Source organism: Gimesia chilikensis, assembly GCF_007744075.1.
GTDB lineage: Bacteria > Planctomycetota > Planctomycetia > Planctomycetales > Planctomycetaceae > Gimesia > Gimesia chilikensis_A.
The window spans coordinates 1484056-1506429 of record NZ_CP036266.1 but is presented as its reverse complement, the minus strand read 5'-3'; the positions used below and the strand labels follow the sequence as shown (position 1 = coordinate 1506429).

The window sequence follows — 22374 nt, the reverse complement described above, 5'->3', positions numbered from 1 at the left end:
AAAAATGATATTTTTTGTTTGTGACACCTGACAAGACATCAGTATACATCAACATCAGCCATAAGATCAGGAAGATCGAGAATTGACATGACGGATCATCGTATCAATCGCCCCTTTTTCCAGTCCCTGCTCGTCGCCATCACCGTCCTGGCAACCAGCCTTGCCTCACATGAACACCTGTCAGCAGCCCCAGGTCCCATGACACCTCAGGAATTGCAGGCTTTCGGTAAGGAGATTCAGCAGACCGCCTATTCGCAGGACGCTGCCAAATTCCGCGCCCTGTTTGACTGGACCACCTTCATCAATCGGGTGTTGGGGGGCTACGAACAGAATCCAGCCGTGAAAGAGGCCATTCAGCCGGTCCGCAAGCAGCTGGAAACCGCTTACTCCGAAAATAATCAGGGGATTGATTCAGAGATTCTGGCCGAAGTCGGCAGCGGAGCAGATTACCGCTTCCTCGCGATGCGTAAGGAAGACAACCAGTTCAAAGTCATTTTCCGCTTCCTGCGTCCTGACTGGACATTGAACTACCAGGCCCTGATCATCGAAAAGCAGGCCTCCGGTGAGCTGAAAATTGTCGACATCGACAGCCTGTCAACAGGCGAACTCATTTCCCAGTCCCTGCAGCGACTTTACCTGCCCGAAATCTATAAAGCTCATCTGGACGTCAAAGATAAGCTCAGCGATCAGGAAAAGAGCCGGATCATTAACCAGAAAAAGCGGTATGACTTCCTGACAGCAGCAACTGATAAAACAGATCCATTCCAGACATACACACAACTCCCGAACGAGTACAAAAACGAGAAAATCGTCCTGCTCTTCCTGGCTCAGAACACGATCGAAACTGAGAACGACAAAAAATACCAGTCTGTACTGGGCGCCTATCGGAAATATCACCCACAGGACCCGGCTGCAGAACTGCTCAGCATCGATTATTTCTCAATGACCAAACAATACAAACAGGCCCTCGAAAGCATCGATCGCCTGACGGCTGCCATCAAAACCACCGATCCTTACCTCTATTCAGTACGGTCCGGAGTGCTGATTGAAATGGGAGATCACAACCTCGCAGGAAAATACGCCAGTAAAGCGTCTGAGCTCGAACCAGACCTGCTGCAGCCTTACCTGCACCTGATCAATCTTTCGGTCATGCAGGGACAGTTCGATGCGAGCATCAAATACCTTGATGTTCTCAACAGCAAATTCGGTTTTGCCTACGAAGACCTCGACCTGAGCGAACTGGACAACTTTGATAAGTTTACTGCTTCCCCTCAGTTCAAACAGTGGCAGTCGGTCAAGAAAGTTGCCGCTCAGCCTAAAGAGGGTTCGGTAAACTAATCTCAACCAGAGACGATCACAATTCACTCACCAGCAGCGGGAAACCATTCCCCTGCTGGTGATTTCGTTTTATCAAGCACGAATCCAGAGCCGCTTCACTCTCTGATTCCAGATCAGGCTTTCGCGTACCCTGGAATTACCTGTATAAACCAGAAGTTTGATATCGTTTATACCGCCCCTCCCCTTCGCAACACCGAGTCAAGGACAGGCGTGATGACTCTACAGCGTATCTTGTGGTTACAGGCCCTGATTGCCCTCGCAATGGTTCTGCTGATCCGCTTCGGGAATGTGGACAATACCTCAACCCCCAACTACTTGAACCTCTTCATCTTTGCGAGTCTGGCCTTCTACTCGCTCTACCTGTTCCCCATAATTGCGATACTTCGATTACTCTATCGCAAACCAGATGAACTGACTGACTTCGAGATCACCTGGTCTATCATCGCAGGAATACTGCTCTACCTTGTCGTTTTCCTGGCGATCCTGCCGTCAATTCAATAGAGCACAAGTCACGCTGTAATCGAGCAATCAGAAATTAGAATTCACCAACCACCTGGCCATCATCTCGAACCGCCAGCCTTTGAAACGTGGAATTGATGTTCTGCAGATAATTGGCCGTGGACACCGATCCCTTCTTGTAATCGATGTTCTCACTCAGGAAATGCACCGATCCATCGCAGAAAACAAAATGCGCCCCACCAACATGATTACTGCTGAATCCTCGCACATCATGCTCGGCTCCCGCCAACGCATTGATTCCGTTATACGTCAGCCCCAGCACCGCCATTCCATTTCCCTTGCGGGCATAACTGCTGCTCTGAGTATTATTCGAACCGGAAAAGCCAATCACATTGGCGCCGCCGACCTTGTTAGCACTCTTATAAATGTAAGCTCGTTCGCCAACCAGGATCGTGTTGCTGCTACCATCAATGATATCCCGAAAACGAACCCGGGAATTCGCGTATCCAATTCCATGCGCCGCGCCATAGGAAACGGAATATACGGGAGGCGTCGTACTGTCCCAGGCATTGGCCACCATCACGTAATCGGACCGGGCAATCTGATAGGGTGTCGTTCCATCTGTGACCGTAAAATTATAATTGTTCGTACCGGAAACGTAGTCGTTAAGACTCGGCCCCGGATCTGAGGGACAGAGAAAAATAGCCAATGGTTGCTGCAATGCCTGTCGAGTACTGGCATTCGCCAGATTCTGATCCAGCGTCACACCACCAATATTGAGCAGATTGTACAAGGGAGCCTGATCGATAAAAGGCAGTATAAACGCCCCCCAGCCGTAAACACCCAGTTCTCCCTGATTGCAGCCAGACCAGACCGAAGCAGAACTGCAGTGCGTTTTAGTAACATATCCCGGAGGAAAAGTGTTGTGCACATCGTGATAGTTCTGCATCGCCAGTCCGATCTGCTTCATACTGTTTTTGCAGGTCGAACGTCGTGCTGCCTCACGTGCCTGCTGAACCGCAGGCAGCAACAGCGCGATCAGGATTGCTATAATGGCAATCACCACCAGCAGTTCAATCAATGTGAATCCACGTTTTCTCAAGCTTCCAGACTGACTCATGACGACGCTCCTCTTTATCTCAAAACACTGAAACGAAGCATACCACTCATTGAGAACGCAGCAGTCTCTTCGCGAACATTACTTTGATTTCATTTCGATATCGAACACGTTGTCTCCCGGTTGCACATCCAGTTTTAATTCACTCTTTGTCCCGTATTTCGCCGGGATCTTAGGGCCGCTGGCGTCAATACCCCACTCCAGTCGCACCAAAGTGGGCCCCACTTTGACACCGGCTTCATCAATCAGATATTGGGCTGAGTAGCTTCCATCCTCTTTCGTTGTAGCCCGGGAAGTGCGCCCCGTTTCCGGCTCGAACAGCAGATCCACACCAGAGAGTGGCTGACCATCCAGCGTAACCTTTCCATGCACCTGCCCCAGTTCGGGCATATCGGCACCGTGACTGCTGCAACCAGACGAAACGGAAATCAGTAACATAAACACCAGAAGAAACGATAGACGCATTACACAAGTCCTTTCCAGCGCGCAGACGCGTATCCGGATGGAAAACAATGTATGCTGACATTGAACATGGAAAATGGGGGAAATGATTTGGAATCCATGCAGGTGCAGAGCGCAGCCTGAATATTAAGATCTCATTAAGAAAATACCTTAATAATTTGAACTGTAAAGATGACTATCGATAAAATTGAGAATTTGTTCAGATATTCATTCCACCTTATATCACAGCTCAACAGCAGCACCTTCAACCAGACAGACTGTTGTGTTTTACTCCTCGCAACACTAAAAGAGTGAGTAGGTTTTCATAACTTCTTCACCCCAGCCCGCCTCAAGGTCAATACCTGCGATCGACATGAATCCCCCACCAATGCCCCCCGTAAAACGAACAATTCGTTTCCAGCTTCTACTGGTCGTGAATATGGTTCTGGGGATATTTGTGGTCGTTTTTCTACTCTTCTCCTACCAGCGCGATCTCGCAGCCCGTCTGAATGACAAACGCATCGCTCTCGAAGAAGAAGCTGCCACCATCCTCCCCACCATTCTGGAAATGCAGCAGGAAGAACGAACCGAAATTCAGAAATATATCAATACCATCCATCGCCAGATGCAGGAGATCCATGCTCCGGAACATCACATCTTAATTACATTTGAAAAACCGGAACGCCCTGCCATCTCCGACGCAGGTCAATCAGAGGAACTGATCACAGCCATCCGTCAGGCAGCCCGTTCTCCAGGCAAACTAACCCACTTCCATAATTCCGAGATTGTGGTCGGAACATTCCGTGAGGGAGGCATCACGGTCTCCGTCTCTGAAACCGTAGACAATCTGTACGGTGATGTCTTATCGGAAGTGCTGAACCGCCTCACCGGCTTCATCGTGCTCGCCTTCATCACAGGGATCATGATCAACCTGGCCCTGACCTACATTGTCACCCGTCCCCTCGATCAGTTAATGCAAACCGTCCAGCTCATTGGACAGGGCGAACTCGGAACACAGTCGGAAACCTTCCACAGCATGGAGCTCAATTATCTGACGCATGAAATCAATGCGATGAGCACCTCGCTCGCTGCAGTCGAGAAAGTGCGCCAACGTCAGATGAACAAAGCCCGTATGATTCAGGAGAATCTGCATCCCCGAAAAATCGATGTACCAGGCCTGGATGTTGCAACCATCTACCACCCCGCTGACGAAGTTGGCGGTGACTATTATGATGTTCTGCAACTCGAAGATGGTGCCTGGCTGTTCTGTGTCGCAGATATTACCGGTCATGGAATCTCAGCCGCCATGAGCGCTGCTGTGCTGAAGACCCTGCTCATCCAGGCCTGTGAACATTCCAGTTGCCCGGCAGAAATCATGGAATTCATAAACCGTCGCTTTACTGTCATCAGTCCAGTGGGCGAATTCGTTTCCATGCAGTTGATTTCAATCCATCCTGAGACTCATGCCATTGAATATGCCAGTGCAGGGCATGAACCGGCCTGCATACTCAGCTCAACAGGAGACATTTCCGAGTCTGAAACAACCGGGCTGCTGGTCGGGATTGAGCAGGAGACTTCCTGGAATACAATCTGTCTCCAACTGAATCAGGGAGACCGCCTGCTGATGCTCACTGACGGCGTCTCCGAAACCCACAGCCCCGCAGGGGAAATGTTTGGTCGCAAACGTTTGACCGCCTTGCTGCAGGAATGCCAGCACCTGTCAGTCAGCGAAACGGCCGAGCAGATCCGCTCAACGCTTTCCCAGTTTCGGGCAGGTGGCGCTCAACAGGATGACATCACCCTTCTGCTCGTCGAGATGACAGCCCCCTGCTCCGGTTCCACCACACCTGCTCCTGAAGTGGGTCACCGATGACAATTTCACACTTCAAGGCAATTCTGATCCGACAGTCAAACCACCATTTCTGGTACCAGTTTTTTCCGGATATTATTAACGCAGGGGAACTCTCAGGAGAGTTCTGCTATCGTGCTGATCAGGAACAAGTTGAGATCACCCATCCGGTGGAACACACCCAGGCACAGATTGCTCTGGCTGGGCTGACCAGTAAGCTGAAACGGGAAATAAAAAAGACGGAAACCGCCCCAGAAGTCATCACCCTCATCTCCTGACAGCCGTCGAATAAATCGCCACCCAGGTCGACCATACCGACACATCACCTGCAGCCCGCCCTTTTAAAGCTGCGAAATATACCAGAACCAACAACAAGTTGGTTTGGCACAACTGTTGCAACAGTTAAATCCCTCAAGCTGCCTGATGACTATTCAAATGAGGGGGGAACAGATTTCGTGGCCCGATTGTCCACCAGAAAACCGCGTTTCGGCTTTACGCTGATTGAACTGCTAGTTGTCATCGCCATCATCGCGATTCTGATCGCACTTTTACTTCCAGCCGTACAACAGGCTCGTGAAGCCGCGCGACGGATGAGTTGTAAGAATAATCTCAAACAGATTGCACTCGCGGCGCACAACTACGAATCCGCATTCAGAGTTCTTCCCCCGCGCAGAATTCTTTCATCAGGAAACCGCCGCGGATGGGGTCCTTCAATCCTCCCTTATCTCGATCAGGCAAATCTGCAGGGACGATATGATTTCAACAAGAATTTTTACGACCCCGAAAACGCAGATAATATTAAAGTCCCCCTCAAAGTTTTCATGTGCCCTTCTGCTCCCGGACCGCGACCAATCACCGTTCTCGTCAGTGGTGTTTCATCGGAGGGCATTGCAGGAGACTACTTCGGTCCAAACAGCTTTCGCTCCAATCTGTATGGAGTCTCAAGCTTGAGCGGAAACAACCAGATCACAGCCATGGACGATCTGCCCCGCACGCGCAAGTTCCGGGATATCACAGATGGAACGACGAATACCATGTTGATTACCGAACAGGCGGGCCGTCCCGACTATTACATTCGTGGAATTAAACAACCATCGAACGCTGGTTTGAGTCAGGCAACCAGCTGGGGATCCTGGCCGTCCTATCAGGTGTTTCAGGTCCAGGTGTTCGGCAGCGATGCTGTTACCCGCGATGGCCCCGGAGGCACCTGTTCCATCAACTGTAATAACAGTCAGGGAATCTACAGTTTTCATACAGGCGGCGCACAGGCTTCTTTTGCAGATGGTTCGGTTCACATGCTCTCGGAATCGATTGATGCCAACATCCTCTTTGCCCTCATCACGATCAATGGCGGGGAAGTCATTGGAGAATTCTGAGACAGACTTTTACGCTCCTTTTAATGAAGAGAGAACGACTATGCGAGAGTGGTTTACCCCTCTGGAAGTCATCATCACGACCCTTTGTGTCGCACTCCTGACGGTCATTCTACTGCCCGGCATGCTCGTCGCCCGGGATACCGCACGGGAACAATCCTGCCAGGACAGCCTGCGTCAATTGGGAACGGCTTTCCTCGAGTACGAAAAAGTCCACGGCGGTCTGCCTCCCCGTCGTTCCGGATTCAATGACGGCAATGCTTACGGCGGCTGGGGCGGTTTCATCTTGCCGCACCTCTTGACAGACGACCAGGCGACCGCCTACGACACGCGATTTGATTTCTTTGATCCACGCAACAAACAAATTGTTGAAACGCAACTCCCGGTCTTCCTCTGCCCCGCCAGTCCCGCAGAGCGATTCATACAGATTCAGTCACAGGCTTCAACCAAGTCGCTCAACCCAAACAAGGAAACCGTCTTTTCCTGCAAAGCCGCAGCCATCGATTTCATCACGTCGAATGGCGTGCAAATGACCCGTAGCGGTTACGGCATCAACGCGATGGGCAAAGACGGGCGTATCGGCAACCAGCGTCAGCCCATGACCGACAACCAGGATCTTCCCCTTTCAAAAGTAACTGACGGGCTTTCGAACACACTCCTGTTGATCGAACAGGCGGGACGTCCTGCGGCCTGGTACAACCGGGAAAAACAGCCCGGCGATGGACAGTTCGGCATGAGCCCTAATGCTCGCGGCACCTGGGCCGGCTGGGGATCGATTTCCTTTGGTGCAGTCAACCCGGAAACCGGACAACGCCCCCCCCGAGGTGACAGCACCGACTGCAGCGTTAACTGCAACAACTGGCTGGGGATCTATGGTTTTCACAAAGAAGGCGGTAACGTTTTATTTTGCGACGGCAGCGTGCGACTCATCGGAAAAAAACTCGATCCACTCACCTTCGCTTACCTCACCATTCGAGATGACGGGCACCTGATTCAACATGACGACTTCTAAATTCAAGCCACTTACTCATTCACCGGGGATTCAGTGTCCACGCACGGTGTTTTCAGTGAAAAGAATAATAGGGACCAGCCTGTTTCTCCTGGTCGCCACGCTCTCGTTTGCTCCCACCGGCTTCGCCACAGAGATCACACCGAGATCAATTTCCCGTCTGATCGACGAACGCCTGGGAACCGATAACCAGACCCAACTTCAGTTCGCCTCGGATGCTGAGTTTCTGCGGCGGGTCTCCCTCGATCTGGGTGGGCGAATCCCCACGATTGTTGAGGTCTATGATTTCCTGGAAAACACCTCTGAATCACGTCGCAGTGAAGCAATTACGCGGCTGATGAACTCGGGCGTCTATTACCGTAACATGGCGACTTTCTGGCGCCGTTCCTGGGTGCCTCAGGCTGATACCCCTGAATTTGATTCCGTCACCGGTAATTTTGAACGCTGGCTCATGCACCGGTTGCAACAAAAGACGCCTTATGATGAACTCGTCACGGAAATCCTGATCTTAGACCAGGCCGCTATTGTCCCCGAGAGCACCACTCCCGTCGGATTTTACGATGCCAATCTTTCAAAACCGGAAAATCTCGCTGCCAGCTCCACTCGCGCATTCCTGGGTATTAATCTGGACTGTGCACAGTGTCACGACCATCCCTTTTCCCGCTGGACTCGCGAGCAGTTCTGGCAGACGGCTGCATTCTTCGCGCCACCGGTAATGGGCAAAGGGGATCGGCCACAGCCCCCTGAAGTCCAGATACCAGATACCAAACTCGCCTATAAACCAGCCCTGCTCTCCAAAACGAAAATTCAATGGCCTCAGCAGCTCGACTCCGTTTCCCTGAGACTGGTGCTGGTTGACTGGATGAAAACCAACCAGGAACAGTTGCTGGCGAAAAATGCCGTCAATCGGCTCTGGGCTCACTTCTTCGGTGAAGCCATCATTGAACCGATGGATGACCTCAGTCGTGATGAATTCCAGTCAGGCCCCCATGCTCAACTGTTGAATGAACTCTCTCAGACCTTCATCGACAGTGGCTACGATCTGCAGACGCTGGTGGAAGGTATCGTCGGCTCCAATGCGTATCGGTTGTCATCCTCATCACAAAGTATCACTGACGCTAAGGGCAGTACTCAGAAACAGAATCCCGCCACGGACAACGACTCCAAAGCAGACAGCGTCGCAACCTTCCAAATCACAAAAGCAACCGTACGTGGTCTTACCGGAGAGCAGATCTACGATAGCCTGCAGACCGCAGCCGGCCTTGCACCGGAAAGGAAGGATGTTCGAGGCAGTAACGATCGAAGTCAGCGAGAAGAATTTTCAACACAATTTTACATCGAACGTGCACACAGTGCCGAACGTTCGATTGCACAGTCACTGACCCTCATGAATGGCGGATTCATCAACGAACTGACTGCTCCCGAGGGGAATCGGGTACTCGCTTCTCTGGCGAGCTCCCCCTTTATGGCTCCTGCTGAGCAGATCGACACCGTATTTATTGCCGTGCTGGGACGACATGCACAACCAGCCGAACTGCAGGCTGTGCAACGCAGTTTCAAATCTCATCCAGACACTTCCCACTTACAGCACCTGGGAAACCTGTTCTGGGCTCTCATTAATTCGTCTGAGTTCAACACCAACCATTAAGACAAGCGAAGTTTCCTATGGTCAACCATTCATTTTCACGACGGACCGCTTTAAAAAACATGGCCCTCGGAGTCACCGCCTGGTCGACTTCCAGCTGGCTCCCCGCTCTGGCCGATGTCGCGTCTGCCACAGGGAAAAAACCCAAATCAGTAATTCTGATCTGGCTCAACGGAGGCCCTTCCACGATCGACCTCTGGGACCTCAAACCCGGAAACCAGAACGGCGGCCCCTTCCGGAAAATTGATACGAAAGTTCCCGGAATGCAGATCAGTGAGCATCTCCCCGGACTGGCTGCCCAGGCAGCGGACTTCTCCCTGATTCGTTCCATGTCAACACGTGAAGGGGATCACTCCCGTGCCCGCTTCGTCTCGATGACGGGTTACACACCTCAGGGCGCGATCAAGTTTCCAGCGTTCGGCTCTCTGGTGGCTCATGAGTTTAATGTCGAAAACGATATTCCCGCTTACGTACATATTGGAGGACGACCGGCCATCAGTGGCGGCGGATTTCTTGGTCCGCAGTTCGCCCCCTTTGTCGTCGGTGGACGCAGTCGCCGCAGAGGCCCCGACAATGCAGATCTGAAGGTTGCGGACCTCGCCCCGGTCTCTCCAGACCAGCAGGCAGAACGTCTGCAACTGCAATCCGAACTGGCGTCTCTGTCTACCATGCCCACTTCCGTAGTCACAGATGCACTCAACTCTGCCCGCGACAGAGCCCTGCGACTCATGAATCCCCAGGCTGCTTCTGTCTTCAACCTGGAAGAAGAACAGGCGTCAGTCCGTGAAGCCTACGGCTCCGGCTCATTTGGACAGGGCTGTCTGATGGCGCGCAGGCTCGTGGAACGGGGCGTCAGCTTTGTGGAAGTATCCCTTAACGGCTGGGACACGCATTCGAATAACTTTGAACGCGTCAAGGAACTGTCGCAACAACTGGATCGTGGCTGTACCTCACTCCTCAACGATCTCCGCGAGCGGGGGCTTTTGAAAGATACGCTGGTTGTCTGTCAGGGTGAATTTGGTCGCACCCCGCGCATCAACGGACAGGATGGGCGGGACCACTGGCCAGCTTCCTGGGCCATGATGCTGGCCGGCGCCGGCATTCGAGGTGGTCAGGTAATTGGAGAGACCAGCGCTGATGGCGCTGAAATCAAGTCGAAACCCACTCGCACCGCAGACCTCATGGCCACCATTTTCCGAGGCGTAGGTCTCGATCCCCGTAAACAGAATATGTCCAACGTCGGACGCCCGATCCGACTGGCAGATCCAGATGGCACTCCCCTTGAGGAATTACTATGAGAACCGCATTGATCCTCACATTCGCTCTCTGGTCAGCCGGAATTGAACTTCAGGCGGGACAGACGCAGCCGGGACAGGCCACCACTGTTCTGAAATTGCAGGGAGCTGGTCATACTAGTACGATTGAGATTCCAGTCACCATCGATGGACAACCTTTCGATGTCTACTGGTCCGGAACCTTCGATGCCATTTTTGATTTTGCTGACACCAACCAGGATGGAGTGCTCACTGAAAACGAAATCAAACTGGTCCCCTCCGCCCGCGCCGTCCGTCTTTCACTGGGAAATGCATTCACGCCCCCCGTCGCCGCGATTACATCGCTGAGTGAAATCGTAAAAAATTCTTCTCAGAAATGTACGAAGACACAACTTCGAAACTATTATCTACGCCATGGTGCGGGGCAACTTCAGATCGGCACAGGTACTCTGCCACATACCTCAGCTTTGACGCAGGCCCTGCTTCAGACTCTCGACACAGATCAAGACCACCAGCTTTCCGAAGTGGAACTCCAACGGGCAGAAACGGTTCTCCGCAGACTTGATACGAACGATGATGAGCTCATCGGCGTCGGTGAACTGATCCCGAATGCAACCTATCCCGGCAGCTGGGCCGCACATGCTCTCAAGGCAGGACACGAAGTCTCCCTGACACCAACAGGTAAATCCGATCTCACCCTGAGCCGACAGAACTCACAAGTTGAAGTCAAATCGGAGAATCATTCGGTCTGGCAGCTCTCTGTGACCGACCACATCTCCGACCAGCGACTAAACTTCACAACTCCCAAAATACGTTTTGAAAGCTGGAGCATCCCCGGCCCCCTCAACGAACTTTTTTCTCAATTGCGTGAGGAAATTGCTAACGCAGATCCCGATCCACCACAAGCCGAACAAGAACAACGCTCACGAAATCGGCGTCCCTCTCGCGCCTGGCTGACTCCCCTGGGAGACCGGAACGGGAACGGCGTGCTCTCGCAGGATGAAATTGATCAATGGCTACAACTACAACAGCGACTGATTCACGGCCAGCTGCTGATCAGCATTTACTCTGGCGGAGGGTTATTTGAACTGCTGGATACGAACCACGATGCGGGACTTTCCATTCGCGAACTGAGGAACATCTGGCAGAATCTGAAAGCGGCGGGATGTACTACCGGCAGTCACGTTGATCTTCAGTTGGTCCCGCATGTCGTACTATTCGTGGTCAGCCAGGGTTACCCGGATCAACTGGGAAAGACGACGACTTCCGATGTGGAATGGTTCAACCTGATGGACCGCAACCGGGACGGAGACGTTTCACGCCGTGAATTCACCGGTCCCCCAGCCGCCTTCGACCGTCTCGATCAGGATCATGACAGCCTGATCTCTCCGCTTGAAGCAGTCAAATCGGATTAAGACCTGATACGGACACGGCACTCATCTACTTCACTTCACATCCAATCGGGAAATCTCTACGAAATCCCGACCTGCACTGGACATCAGGGGGCGACACATAGTTTAATGACCGGCAGTCAGTCTCCGGACTGAGAACCCGCCAAACCCCATAACAACAGGATCTTGATGCGCACCGTATTATGTCCCTGTTTGTGGAGTCCCTCGTGTCTGAAACAGTCGTCGCTCAACAGAATCACTGGCCAGCTGCAAGAAAAATATTGTGGGTCATTCTTTTCCTGTGTGCCCTGTTGGTCTTTGCGCCCGGATATATCGCCGCTCTGAGACCCGCCGATGGCCAGGTCTTCGATTTCTTCAAGGAATGGGCGTCGGTCCAGAACCGCCTGACTGGTCAGCCCGTTTATCTGGATCAGGAACTGGCACTGGAAAAACATCTGAATCTTAAGCTCTCAACTCCGGGTGCCTTTTTTGACCACTACAATACACACCCCCCGTCTGCCAACCTGATCGCGGTCCCTTTTGCCTGGCTCAGTTACCAGGAAGCACAGCTGGCCTGGAACCTGACCGCCCTGGGTCTGCTTGCTCTCTCGCTCTACTGGATTGTAGAGGGATTGAAGATTCAGATGACCTTCTGGACGACTCTGGCCCTGCTCACACTCCTGCTCGCCACCGATCCCCTGCAGCAGACCCTGATCCAGGGACAGCCCAATCTTCTACTGGGATTGCTCATCGTCGGTGCCTGGAAAACCGGTCGTAGCGGCAAATCACTCCTGGCCGGCAGCTGTCTTGGTCTGGCAACAGCAGTCAAAATCTATCCGGCGTACCTGTTTCTCTATTTTCTGGTCCGTCGCGACTTCCGCGCCCTGTTGGGGGGAACACTCTCTCTGGGGCTGGTTACTCTTCTCACCATCGGACTGATCGGAATCGACGCCTATCGCGATTATCTCTCGGTCGTATTGCCTTCTCTCTCTGATGTAACGAACAACTGGGGCAATGCTTCGCTGCTGGCATTCTGGGAACGACTGTTCGAACAGTCGTCTGACAGCGTACTACCGGTTGTCGATTCCCCCGCACTGTTGAAATTCGCGGTCTGGTCTTCCTGGATCGCTGTGACATCCATCGCCGGACTGGCTGCCTGGAGGACGCGCAACGCGAATTTCGACGACCAGGCCTTCGGGATTACAATCGTCGCAATGCTGCTGATGACACCCACCACCTGGCATCACTACTTCATCATTCTGCTCCTGCCGATTGGGCTGTTGCTCACCATGTATACCCCTTATTCGGGAAAACGCTGGCTGGTCAACCTGCTGATCATCGCTCTGGCAATCAGCCCCCGTCTTACCTGGGCACTGTTGATCTCGCAACAACAGACAGCGCCGGGATCCGGTGCCACGCCCTGGGAACAGGGAGGCATGGTCGCCCAACCCTGGCAATCACTCACGGCGCTCTCCTACCAGTGTTACGCCCTGCTGCTCAGCATCGTCATGCTCTGGCCACTGCCTGAACTCGAAGAAGAGCAGGCCAGCCAGACGGTTGAATCAATCTGAGTGACACTCAGATCATAACTCGATCCGAATACGTGCCACAGGGTATTTTTCCGACAGGACACAGCCTCTACCTTACAGTGGTTTCCTTTGAACAACCCCGTCGGGTACAATTGCCCAGCAGGCACTTTTATCTTCAATTCTGGTTGCGTACAAAAACACTTCTGTGGGGATGGACCTGCATATGAAGCCAAAAATGGTCTCAGTATTTTTCCCAATTCTTCTCGTCACCTCTCTCTGCGGATGTAACAGAGATGACAACTTGATCTATTATCAATCCCGCTCTCCCGATGCCCCAGCCCGGGTTAGTCGTACTCCTGTGGTCTTGGATGATTCTGATGAAATCCAGCGATGCAGGGAAATCTTCGAGAATGAACTCGCAGAACTTTATCGACAGGCGATTAATAACATCTCCCAGGGTGAATGGATCTTTTCAGAACACGAGTTTGCCCTGCAACAACGCAAACAACAGGCGATTGCCGATCTAAGCGCTCTCCTCGATAATGAATCACTGACCGCCAAAGGACGAACAAAAGCTGCAGAACAACTGATCCTTCTGGGGGATACCAGAGGTGAAAAGTTCCTGTTTAATTCTCTGAATTCGGATTCGAAAGAATTACGGCTGGCTGCTTTGAAAAGCCTGCGTGAATGGAATCTGAACCTGGATTTTTCTTCTCCAGAACGTACCAGCATACTGCTTGCTCAACTGGATACCGCAGACCAGGAGATCATCCTGGCAGCGGCGGAACTTTGTATCTATCGCAAAATTCCAGGAACAGAAGACAGGCTGACCGCTCTTCTGGAAGCCGGGAAACTGACAGATCCGGAACCGGTTGCTATGGAACTGGCCGAAATTGCCACCACACAGCAGGCCGTCAAGGCATTGTTGCCACATGTGCTTCAGGACAAGCCAGAGGAATTCTCACAATGGACAGGTTACGCTTTCGAACAGTTAATTGAAAATCCTGATCCAGAAATATCGGGTCCTGTTAAACAGGCCCTGTATGACTACACTCTGCAGTTTCCCGAACAGCGAAATGACCAGATACTTGTTGAGTGCCTGGCAAAATCTGCAAACAAGGCAGCGATCCCGGTACTGAAAGAGATTCTGAACAATGCAAAAGACCCTGTCAGTCGTACCTATGCAATCGGTGCACTTGCCAGACTGCAACCCGATCAGGCACTGGACTTATTGACCAGTCACATCAAACAGGAAGGCCCCGGATACAGTACAATGCGTCTGCTTCAGACTTATGCTACTGAGCAGGATTATGATCAGATCATCCCGATCATCGAGGAATGGACGCAAAAATCAGAAGATGTTTTAGACACCGAGGTCCTGCGCCTTTGTCTCCTCAAATTCGGCAACCGGGGAGAGCAATTTGTCCGGGAACATCTGGATCAACTTACAGATCAGGCCCGCATGAGAGCCAGATGGAAACTTGAAGGATTAAACCTGCACTCAGCGCTCAAAGAATTACATATCTCTGGCGTTATAAAGACCAGCCCGGATGAACTGATTAAAAAAATAAATGAAGCTGGAAACCGAAGCGAGGATACTGATCTGTTCGATCCATCCAATCCAGACTCACTCTACTCTGCTCTAGTCCTGGAAGGCATCGTGGTGATGTTCGACGCCGAAACCAGTAAGATCCCCTGTCGTCACGATCGTTTGATTCTGGATTTTGCCAATGCTTCTAAAGGAAAATTTACCCCCCAATGGCCCGTTGAGTACTGGCATAGCAAAAATGAAGAGGATTTCGACGCCCCGTATACAGTTCAATTTGTGCTGGAGAATCGACTTTATCGCACGGGGGCTGAAAATTATGGAGACTGGTACGATGTCGAGGCAATCGTGCGGCTGATCAACTTCGCATTGGAAACCACCGGACGACCAGAACGCTTTATCACTGAGCAAAGTGGGGGCCAGATCGCCTCTTTTATCTTTGCCGACCCATTTACGTTTGTGCCCATTGCTCGTAGATATGGTCTCCCTCTTTCAACGGATCCTGCAGAAGCAATGCGGAAGGGACTTGAATTTGAAGAGCGGGTCATCAATCAGTTACGGGAGAATGAAGACTGAAGTTTAAAGTCTATTCCGCTATCACTCGCCGATCTTCACAATGACCTTACCGCTGTTATCTGCCAGTTCATGCCAGGCATCGCGACAGCGGAGGTACAGCTTGCCACTGGCCGGGGCCTGAAATCGCCCCGCTTCACCCAGTTCGAATTCTTCACTGAGTTCATATTCATCACTGTCATTTTCCAGCAGCACGGCTCCGACCAGCATACCCCGTCCGTCTGCATTCCCTTTCGCGGTCACAGGTTCGTCTTCCTCGCGGACCTTCCAGTCTCCCTCGGTTGAGACTTCATACTCCTGCCCTTCCTCCACCAGCACATGCGACGCTTGCCAGCCCTGTCGGGCTTCGATCTTTGAAGTCTGCGGGCGAACCGAATTGGGTTTGCGGAATTTCGTTTTCCAGTCCCACTGGCACAGGTCACAACGATATCCCTGATCGAAATGCTCCAGGAAAAACAGATACTCAAACGAGATTTCGCGTGCCATCGATCCGTAGGTCTGGTTGAATGAAACCGGCTTCTTCATTAACAACCCCAGCCCCAGGGGACGAAAACGATTCGCATAATTCGGGTTCGTGGCCAGCAGATGACACAACGCCCACCGCCAGCAGTAATTCTCCCAGGAATCACCGGTGGTCTCTTTCGAATTGACAATCTCGTTCAGACTTTTGGGCTCACTGTTCTTGATGTAATCCACGACATAGCGCTCGCAGTTCACCGATAGAGGCTGTCCCTTCTTAGGCACTTCTTTCCAGTTATTGCCCATCTCTGCCATTCCCTCGCTGTACCACACAGGCCCGGTATGCCCAAAGTTCTGAGCACAATACGCGTGCACGGCCTCGTGCTGGGGCGTCCCCCGTTCAGCGACGGCATAGACGACAGATTTCGACTGAACCAGACGCCCTCCCCGATAGCGCGCATGACTGATAGTGACACCTCCACCTCCTGAAATCGATTGCAATCCGACCGGGTGCAGACTCCCTGACGGCCAGTTTGCCAGATCTTTCACTACATAGCACTCAATCACGCTGCGATTCGGACTGGCCCAGTACGCCGAAATAATCACGAGCATTTTTTCCAGCCGTGCCAGTAAATCCTGGGCTTCATCCGGAGAGAGGTCGGTATGAATCAGGAAATTTTTCGAGCGGTAATCGCGGGGCTCTGTGGTAGTCGATCCACTTCGAACCTGAGTTCCCTGGGCTGCCAGCTGTGTTCCACCGCCGAGCCACAGGCAGGAACAGCAGAGAGTCAAACAGACGATAAGTGGCTTACAGATATGCAAAAGTCCTGACACAGACAATCTTCCTCCCTCTGATCTCAGCTCCGACAATTCAACTGATTTCTTCACCACACAACAGAGTTTTATGATGTGTTCATACCATTCTAACACGTATTCGACCTGAAACAATTTACATTGCTAAAAGAGGGATAACACATCCCAATCGCTTGATATGTGGCCCCACCCCCTTTACTCTGAGGGAAAACCGTTTATAAAGAAGGTTTAGTTTCTTCTGTTTCGACCTCCCAGAGTTAAGAGGGATTCTCCATGCATTATCTAACGCAGTTTCGCGCCGGCATTCTACTTTTGTTGATTTCCTGTGTCTGTCTTTCACAAACTCCAAAGAGTTACGCTGACGAGGCACTCTGGAAAGCCGGTTCTGCCAGTGCTGTGATCACCCCGCAGGAAGATCTCTGGATGGCTGGCTATGGTGGTCGCACCAAACCGGCTGATGGAAAGATCCATGACCTCTGGCTCAAAGTACTGGTGATTGAAGCACACGACGGACATCGTGGCGTGATCGTGTCGACCGACACCCTGGGAATCCCCCAGTCGATCTACAACAATGTCTGTGCTGCACTAAAGAAAAAATTCGATCTCGATCGCAGCCAGATCATGCTCAATGCATCCCACACCCACTGTGGCCCTGTCTTACGCGGCGCTCTGCATGACATCTACCCTTTGAATAAAGAACAGATCGCAAAGGTCAACAAGTATTCCACGCAGTTGGAACAGAAACTCGTCGATGCCGTCACCACCGCAATCAAGAATCTGGAGCCCGCAAGCCTCTGGACCGGCGAAGGCCATACCAGTTTCGCAGTGAACCGCCGCAACAATATGGAAGCCGATGTTCCCAAACTGCGAAAAGAAGGAAAACTGAAAGGCCCCATCGATCACAGCGTCCCGATTCTGGCCGTGAAAGATAAAAACGGTAAGCTGAAAACCATCGTGTTCGGCTACGCCTGTCACAACACCACTCTGGGAATTCAGCAGTGGTGTGGTGACTACGCAGGCTTCGCTCAGTACGACCTCGAAGCCATGTTCCCTGGTGTGACCGCCATGTTCTATATGGGCTGTGGTGCTGACCAGAACCCACTGCCCCGCCGAACAATGGAGTTGGCTCAGTCTTATGGTTCCCGGCTGGCTCATGCCGTCGCCGATACCGTCCGACTGCCGATGGTCGAACTCGATCCCATACTGAAAACCGAAATCGAAATTGTCGACATCAAACTGGGTGACGCTCCCACAAAAGAAGAACTCGAAACACTCGCTGCCGGAAATCAGAATAACTATCGTAACCGCTGGGGCGCCCGCCTGCTCAAGCAACTCAACTCGGGTAAACCGTTCCGGACCTCCTATCCCTTCCCGGTTCAGGTCTGGCTGATGGGCAAGCGACAGCTCTGGATCACCATCGGTGGTGAGGTTGTCGTCGACTACGCCCTGGGAATGAAAAAGATGTTTGGCGACAGTACCTGGATCGCAGGCTACTGTAACGATGTGATGGCCTATACTCCTTCTCTCCGTGTTCTGGAAGAAGACGTGCCTCCCCGCAAGTCATCCCGCTGGGGCTACGAAGGCAACACATCGATGGCCGTCTATGGAATGCCCGCCAACCGCTGGTCCGACGAAATTGAAGACAAAATCGTCGAGAGTGCCCAGCGACAGGTCGAGAAGGTCCGCAATGGAAAATAGGCCTCGCCAGCGTTAAATTTTGCCCTTTCTGACCCGAATCTGCCGCTAAACTCCAGCTTCTGGGGATGTTTTGCGTTTTTCGCCCCCCTGCCGTTTGTCGCGCGGGAAGCGAAATCCTAGAATGCAGCATATTCCGATCTGAACAGCAATCAATCTATGACAGGTTCGCCGAAGCAGCCTGTATTTAATAATTTACCTGATTTTTAATGTAGCACTGAGGAGAGATAAATGGCTTCCGGAAATCCTTTTGGCGCGGAAGGTCAATTAACAGCAGCCGGTGGTGAGTTTAAATACTACCGTTTACAGAAACTCATCGATGATGGCATTGGAAATATTGAGTCGCTGCCTTACTCGATTCGTGTGCTGCTGGAATCCTGCCTGCGTAACGTAGATGGGTTCGTCGTCAACGAGTCCGACGTGCACAATCTCGCCAACTGGAGTGCAGAATCTCCTAACCCGGTGGAAATCCCTTTCAAACCCGGTCGCGTGGTCTTGCAGGACTTTACCGGCGTTCCCGCTGTGGTTGACCTGGCAGCGCTGCGAAGTGCCATGGTTCGACTGGGCGGCGATCCTCAGAAAATCAATCCACTGGTTCGCTGTGACCTCGTCATCGACCACAGTGTGCAGGTCGACGAATTCGCAACTAAACTCTCGCTGCAGCACAACGTCGAAAAAGAATTTGAACGGAACCAGGAACGTTACCAGTTTCTCCGCTGGGGACAGCAGGCATTCGATAACTTCGGCGTTGTCCCACCAGCAACCGGGATCGTGCACCAGGTAAACCTCGAATACCTGGCCAAAGCCGTTCTGACCAAAGACGGTGTCGCTTACCCGGACAGTCTCGTTGGTACCGACAGTCACACCACCATGATCAACGGCCTGGGCGTCGTCGGCTGGGGCGTGGGTGGTATCGAAGCAGAAGCCGTGATGCTCGGTCAGCCCATTTACATGCTGACCCCCGAAGTCGTCGGTTTCCGTCTGGAAGGCAAGCTACCTGAAGGCGCAACTGCGACTGACCTCGTACTCCGCATCGTCCAGATGCTCCGCGAACACGGTGTCGTTGGCAAGTTCGTCGAATTCTATGGTCCTGGCCTGTCCAACATGAGCCTCGCCGACCGGGCTACTATTGCCAACATGGCTCCCGAATACGGGGCCACTATCGGCTTCTTCCCCGTCGACGATGAAACTCTGAACTACATGCGTCGCACCGGACGTACTGACGCTGAAGTTGATCTGGTCGAGCGTTACTACAAAGAACAGGGTATGTTCCGCACGGAAAGCTCGCCCGAGCCGTCCTTCACCAGCAAGCTGAGTCTGGATATTTCCACGATTGAAGTCTCGCTGGCCGGTCCCAAACGTCCACAGGACCGAATCGCATTGACCGACATGAAATCACACTGGCACAGCGATCTCAGCTCCACCTTCGGCAAACAGGATCCTTCACCCACTCACGCTCCCGTGAACTACGCTGGTCAGGATTTTGAACTCAAAGATGGTTCAGTCGTCATCGCCGCGATCACCAGTTGTACCAACACCAGTAACCCGTCAGTTATGCTCGGTGCCGGCCTGCTGGCAAAGAAAGCTGCTGAAAAAGGCCTGACCCGCAAGCCCTGGGTAAAAACAAGTCTGGCCCCCGGAAGCCGCGTTGTAACCGACTACCTTGAAAAAGCCGGCGTGACTCCCTACCTCGATGAACTCGGTTTCAACCTGGTTGGCTACGGCTGTACGACCTGTATTGGTAACAGTGGCCCACTGCCCGCACCAATCTCCAAAGCGATCAACGACAACGACATCGTCGCCGCTGCTGTCCTCTCCGGAAACCGGAACTTCGAAGGACGTATCAGCCCCGATGTTCGGGCAAACTACCTCGCCAGCCCGCCGCTGGTCGTGGCTTACGCCCTGGCAGGTACCACCGATATCGACCTCAGCACCGAGCCTCTCGGTCAGGACAAAGACGGGAATGATGTCTTCCTGAAAGATATCTGGCCTTCACAGGCTGAAGTCAACGCGGCTCTCGAATCGTCCATCAACCCGGAAATGTTCCGTGACGAGTACGGCAAAGCCACCCAGGGTTCTCCTGAATGGCAGGCCATTGATGGTGGCGACGGTGACATCTTTGAATGGGATGAAAAAAGCACCTACGTTCAGGAACCTCCGTTCTTCGTCGACATGCCCGCAGAGCCGGCCCCGATCAGCTCCATCACTGGAGCCCGCGTCCTGGTCTCTGTAGGCGATTCCGTCACCACCGACCACATCTCTCCTGCTGGAGCCATCAAAGCAGATTCCCCTGCGGGTAAATACCTGCAGGAAAATGGAGTGACTCCTGCTGAATTTAACAGCTACGGTAGCCGTCGCGGAAACGACCGGGTTATGACCCGCGGTACCTTCGCGAACATTCGCCTGAGCAACCTGCTCGCCCCCGGAACCAGTGGTGGCGTTACCACCTACCTGCCCACCGGCGAACAGACTTCGATCTATGAAGCCTCACTGCAGTACAAAGACGCCGGCACGCCGCTGGTTGTTCTCGCTGGTGGTGACTACGGAATGGGATCGTCTCGTGACTGGGCCGCCAAGGGAACCTTCCTGCTGGGCGTCAAGGCTGTCATTGCGACTTCCTTTGAGCGGATTCACCGTTCCAACCTGGTCGGCATGGGTGTGCTGCCGCTGCAGTTCCGCGAAGGTGAAAGCCGCGAAGAACTGGGCCTCGATGGTACTGAAACTTATGACATTGAACTGGATGACAACCTGAAGCCAGGTCAGGCGATCCGCGTGACCGCTACCAAAGAAGACGGCACACAGGTCCTGTTTACCGTTCAGTGTCGTGTCGATACCCCCGTTGAAGTCGAATACTATCGCAACGGCGGAATTCTGCACAAAGTTCTCCGCGATCTGGCCAAAGCCTGATTCCTGAATTGATGAAACCAGCCTACGAAACCGATCTGATTGTCGAGGATTACCTTGATGGTTCCCGCATCGATCGGTTTCTCAGCCGTCATTTCAGAAACTATTCGACGCACCGTCTGCAACGCATCGTTCAGGCAGGGTTTGCCAAAGTCAATGGCATCCCTGCCGAACCGTTGCAACGAGTCTTCCGCGGTCAGCAGATCAGCATTCTCCTGCCTGAACCGCCGGACAAAACCTATCAGCCTGAGGCATTACCGCTGGAGATCCTCTACGAGGATGCATGGCTGGTTATTGTCAACAAACCGCCGGCGATGATCGCCCATCCCGCGGGGAATATCCACTCGGGTACTGTGGCTAACGCGTTACAGCATTACCTCGATCAGCAGACGGGAATCCGCAGTCTACTGCGTCCAGGAATCGTGCATCGGCTCGACCAGTTTACCAGCGGCATTCTGATTGTCGCCAAAGAGCATCTGGGACACCGCAGTCTCTCGATTCAGTTCCAGCAGAACCGGATCAGTAAAGCATATCTGGCAATCATTCGCGACCAGCCTCCGGGCGATCACTTTGAGAACGATGCTGCCATCGGTGAGCATCCCACCCAGGCCGGGGTCTGTATGTCGACACACCCGCAGGCGAAAAAGGCTAAATCCGCTTACACGCGTTTCGAAGTCCTTGAACGGTATACCGGATACTCGCTGGTCCGTGCTTTTCCACAGACGGGACGCCTGCATCAGATCCGCGTGCATCTGGCCGATCTTGGTTTTCCCATTATCGCCGACGCTTTCTATGGCAACGATGAACGACTGGAAACAGATCGCTGTCTGATTTCGCGACAGGCATTACACGCTGAACAGATCGAGTTTGCACATCCGGTGACGGGATTGAAAATGAAGCTCTCCGCGGGAGCGCCTGATGATTTCCACCAGGCGCTCGAGCGGTTACGGAGCGCCTAA

At 52.7% G+C, this 22374-nt stretch carries 17 protein-coding genes; 14 read left to right on the top strand and 3 right to left on the bottom strand.

What is annotated here, in order from left to right:
- The first annotated feature begins 87 nt into the window (after window positions 1-87).
- On the top strand, window positions 88-1338 hold the full coding sequence (locus tag HG66A1_RS05825) for a hypothetical protein (protein ID WP_145181273.1): 1251 nt from the start codon (window positions 88-90) through the stop codon (window positions 1336-1338).
- Window positions 1339-1551: 213 nt separating this feature from the next.
- Window positions 1552-1839, top strand: a complete 288-nt coding sequence (locus HG66A1_RS05820; protein ID WP_145181272.1) for a hypothetical protein — start codon at window positions 1552-1554, stop codon at window positions 1837-1839.
- A gap of 34 nt (window positions 1840-1873) precedes the next feature.
- Here HG66A1_RS05820 and HG66A1_RS05815 read toward each other — a convergent pair whose 3' ends face one another.
- Both HG66A1_RS05815 and HG66A1_RS05810 read right to left on the bottom strand, forming a co-directional pair.
- Window positions 1874-2917 carry a DUF1559 domain-containing protein gene (locus tag HG66A1_RS05815; protein ID WP_145181271.1) on the bottom strand — a complete coding sequence of 348 codons (1044 nt, stop codon included), beginning with the start codon at window positions 2915-2917 and terminating at the stop codon, window positions 1874-1876.
- A 78-nt stretch (window positions 2918-2995) separates the two neighbouring features.
- A complete protein-coding gene (locus HG66A1_RS05810) occupies window positions 2996-3379 on the bottom strand; it encodes a carboxypeptidase-like regulatory domain-containing protein (protein WP_145181270.1) in 384 nt (127 codons plus the stop codon).
- A gap of 364 nt (window positions 3380-3743) precedes the next feature.
- Here HG66A1_RS05810 and HG66A1_RS05805 point away from each other — a divergent pair, with 364 nt between their 5' ends.
- From HG66A1_RS05805 to HG66A1_RS05765, 9 genes are all read left to right on the top strand, one after another.
- Window positions 3744-5228 (top strand): PP2C family protein-serine/threonine phosphatase, encoded by a 1485-nt coding sequence (locus HG66A1_RS05805; RefSeq protein ID WP_232106762.1) that lies wholly within the window; start codon window positions 3744-3746, stop codon window positions 5226-5228.
- Window positions 5225-5482 (top strand): hypothetical protein, encoded by a 258-nt coding sequence (locus HG66A1_RS05800; protein ID WP_145181268.1) that lies wholly within the window; start codon window positions 5225-5227, stop codon window positions 5480-5482. The genes HG66A1_RS05805 and HG66A1_RS05800 overlap by 4 nt, the downstream gene beginning before the upstream one ends.
- A 177-nt stretch (window positions 5483-5659) precedes the next feature.
- Entirely contained in the window at window positions 5660-6580 is a 921-nt protein-coding gene (locus HG66A1_RS05795; RefSeq protein ID WP_145181267.1) for a DUF1559 domain-containing protein, read from the top strand.
- Window positions 6581-6620: 40 nt separating this feature from the next.
- Window positions 6621-7589: a DUF1559 domain-containing protein gene (locus HG66A1_RS05790; protein WP_197996999.1), complete on the top strand. Its 969-nt coding sequence runs from the start codon at window positions 6621-6623 to the stop codon at window positions 7587-7589.
- A 55-nt stretch (window positions 7590-7644) separates the two neighbouring features.
- Complete coding sequence (locus HG66A1_RS05785) at window positions 7645-9234, top strand: DUF1549 domain-containing protein (RefSeq protein WP_197996998.1); 1590 nt, start codon at window positions 7645-7647, stop codon at window positions 9232-9234.
- A 17-nt stretch (window positions 9235-9251) separates the two neighbouring features.
- Window positions 9252-10529 (top strand): DUF1501 domain-containing protein, encoded by a 1278-nt coding sequence (locus HG66A1_RS05780; RefSeq protein ID WP_145181264.1) that lies wholly within the window; start codon window positions 9252-9254, stop codon window positions 10527-10529.
- Complete coding sequence (locus HG66A1_RS05775) at window positions 10526-11920, top strand: EF-hand domain-containing protein (RefSeq protein ID WP_145181263.1); 1395 nt, start codon at window positions 10526-10528, stop codon at window positions 11918-11920. Before HG66A1_RS05780 ends, HG66A1_RS05775 begins: the two co-directional genes overlap by 4 nt.
- Before the next feature lie 203 nt (window positions 11921-12123).
- Window positions 12124-13467 carry a glycosyltransferase family 87 protein gene (locus tag HG66A1_RS05770; protein WP_197996997.1) on the top strand — a complete coding sequence of 448 codons (1344 nt, stop codon included), beginning with the start codon at window positions 12124-12126 and terminating at the stop codon, window positions 13465-13467.
- A 259-nt stretch (window positions 13468-13726) separates the two neighbouring features.
- Window positions 13727-15547, top strand: a complete 1821-nt coding sequence (locus HG66A1_RS05765) for a HEAT repeat domain-containing protein (RefSeq protein WP_145181261.1) — start codon at window positions 13727-13729, stop codon at window positions 15545-15547.
- Window positions 15548-15568: 21 nt separating this feature from the next.
- Here the strand turns inward: HG66A1_RS05765 and HG66A1_RS05760 are convergent, their stop codons facing one another.
- On the bottom strand, window positions 15569-16837 hold the full coding sequence (locus HG66A1_RS05760; RefSeq protein WP_197996996.1) for a hypothetical protein: 1269 nt from the start codon (window positions 16835-16837) through the stop codon (window positions 15569-15571).
- A gap of 252 nt (window positions 16838-17089) precedes the next feature.
- Here HG66A1_RS05760 and HG66A1_RS05755 point away from each other — a divergent pair, with 252 nt between their 5' ends.
- The 3 genes from HG66A1_RS05755 to HG66A1_RS05745 all read left to right on the top strand — a co-directional run bounded on the left by HG66A1_RS05755 (window position 17090) and on the right by HG66A1_RS05745 (window position 22374).
- A complete protein-coding gene (locus HG66A1_RS05755) occupies window positions 17090-18514 on the top strand; it encodes a neutral/alkaline non-lysosomal ceramidase N-terminal domain-containing protein (protein ID WP_145181260.1) in 1425 nt (474 codons plus the stop codon).
- Window positions 18515-18742: 228 nt separating this feature from the next.
- Entirely contained in the window at window positions 18743-21418 is a 2676-nt protein-coding gene (gene acnA / locus HG66A1_RS05750; RefSeq protein WP_145181259.1) for an aconitate hydratase AcnA, read from the top strand.
- Between the two features lie 11 nt (window positions 21419-21429).
- Window positions 21430-22374, top strand: a complete 945-nt coding sequence (locus HG66A1_RS05745; protein ID WP_145181258.1) for an RluA family pseudouridine synthase — start codon at window positions 21430-21432, stop codon at window positions 22372-22374.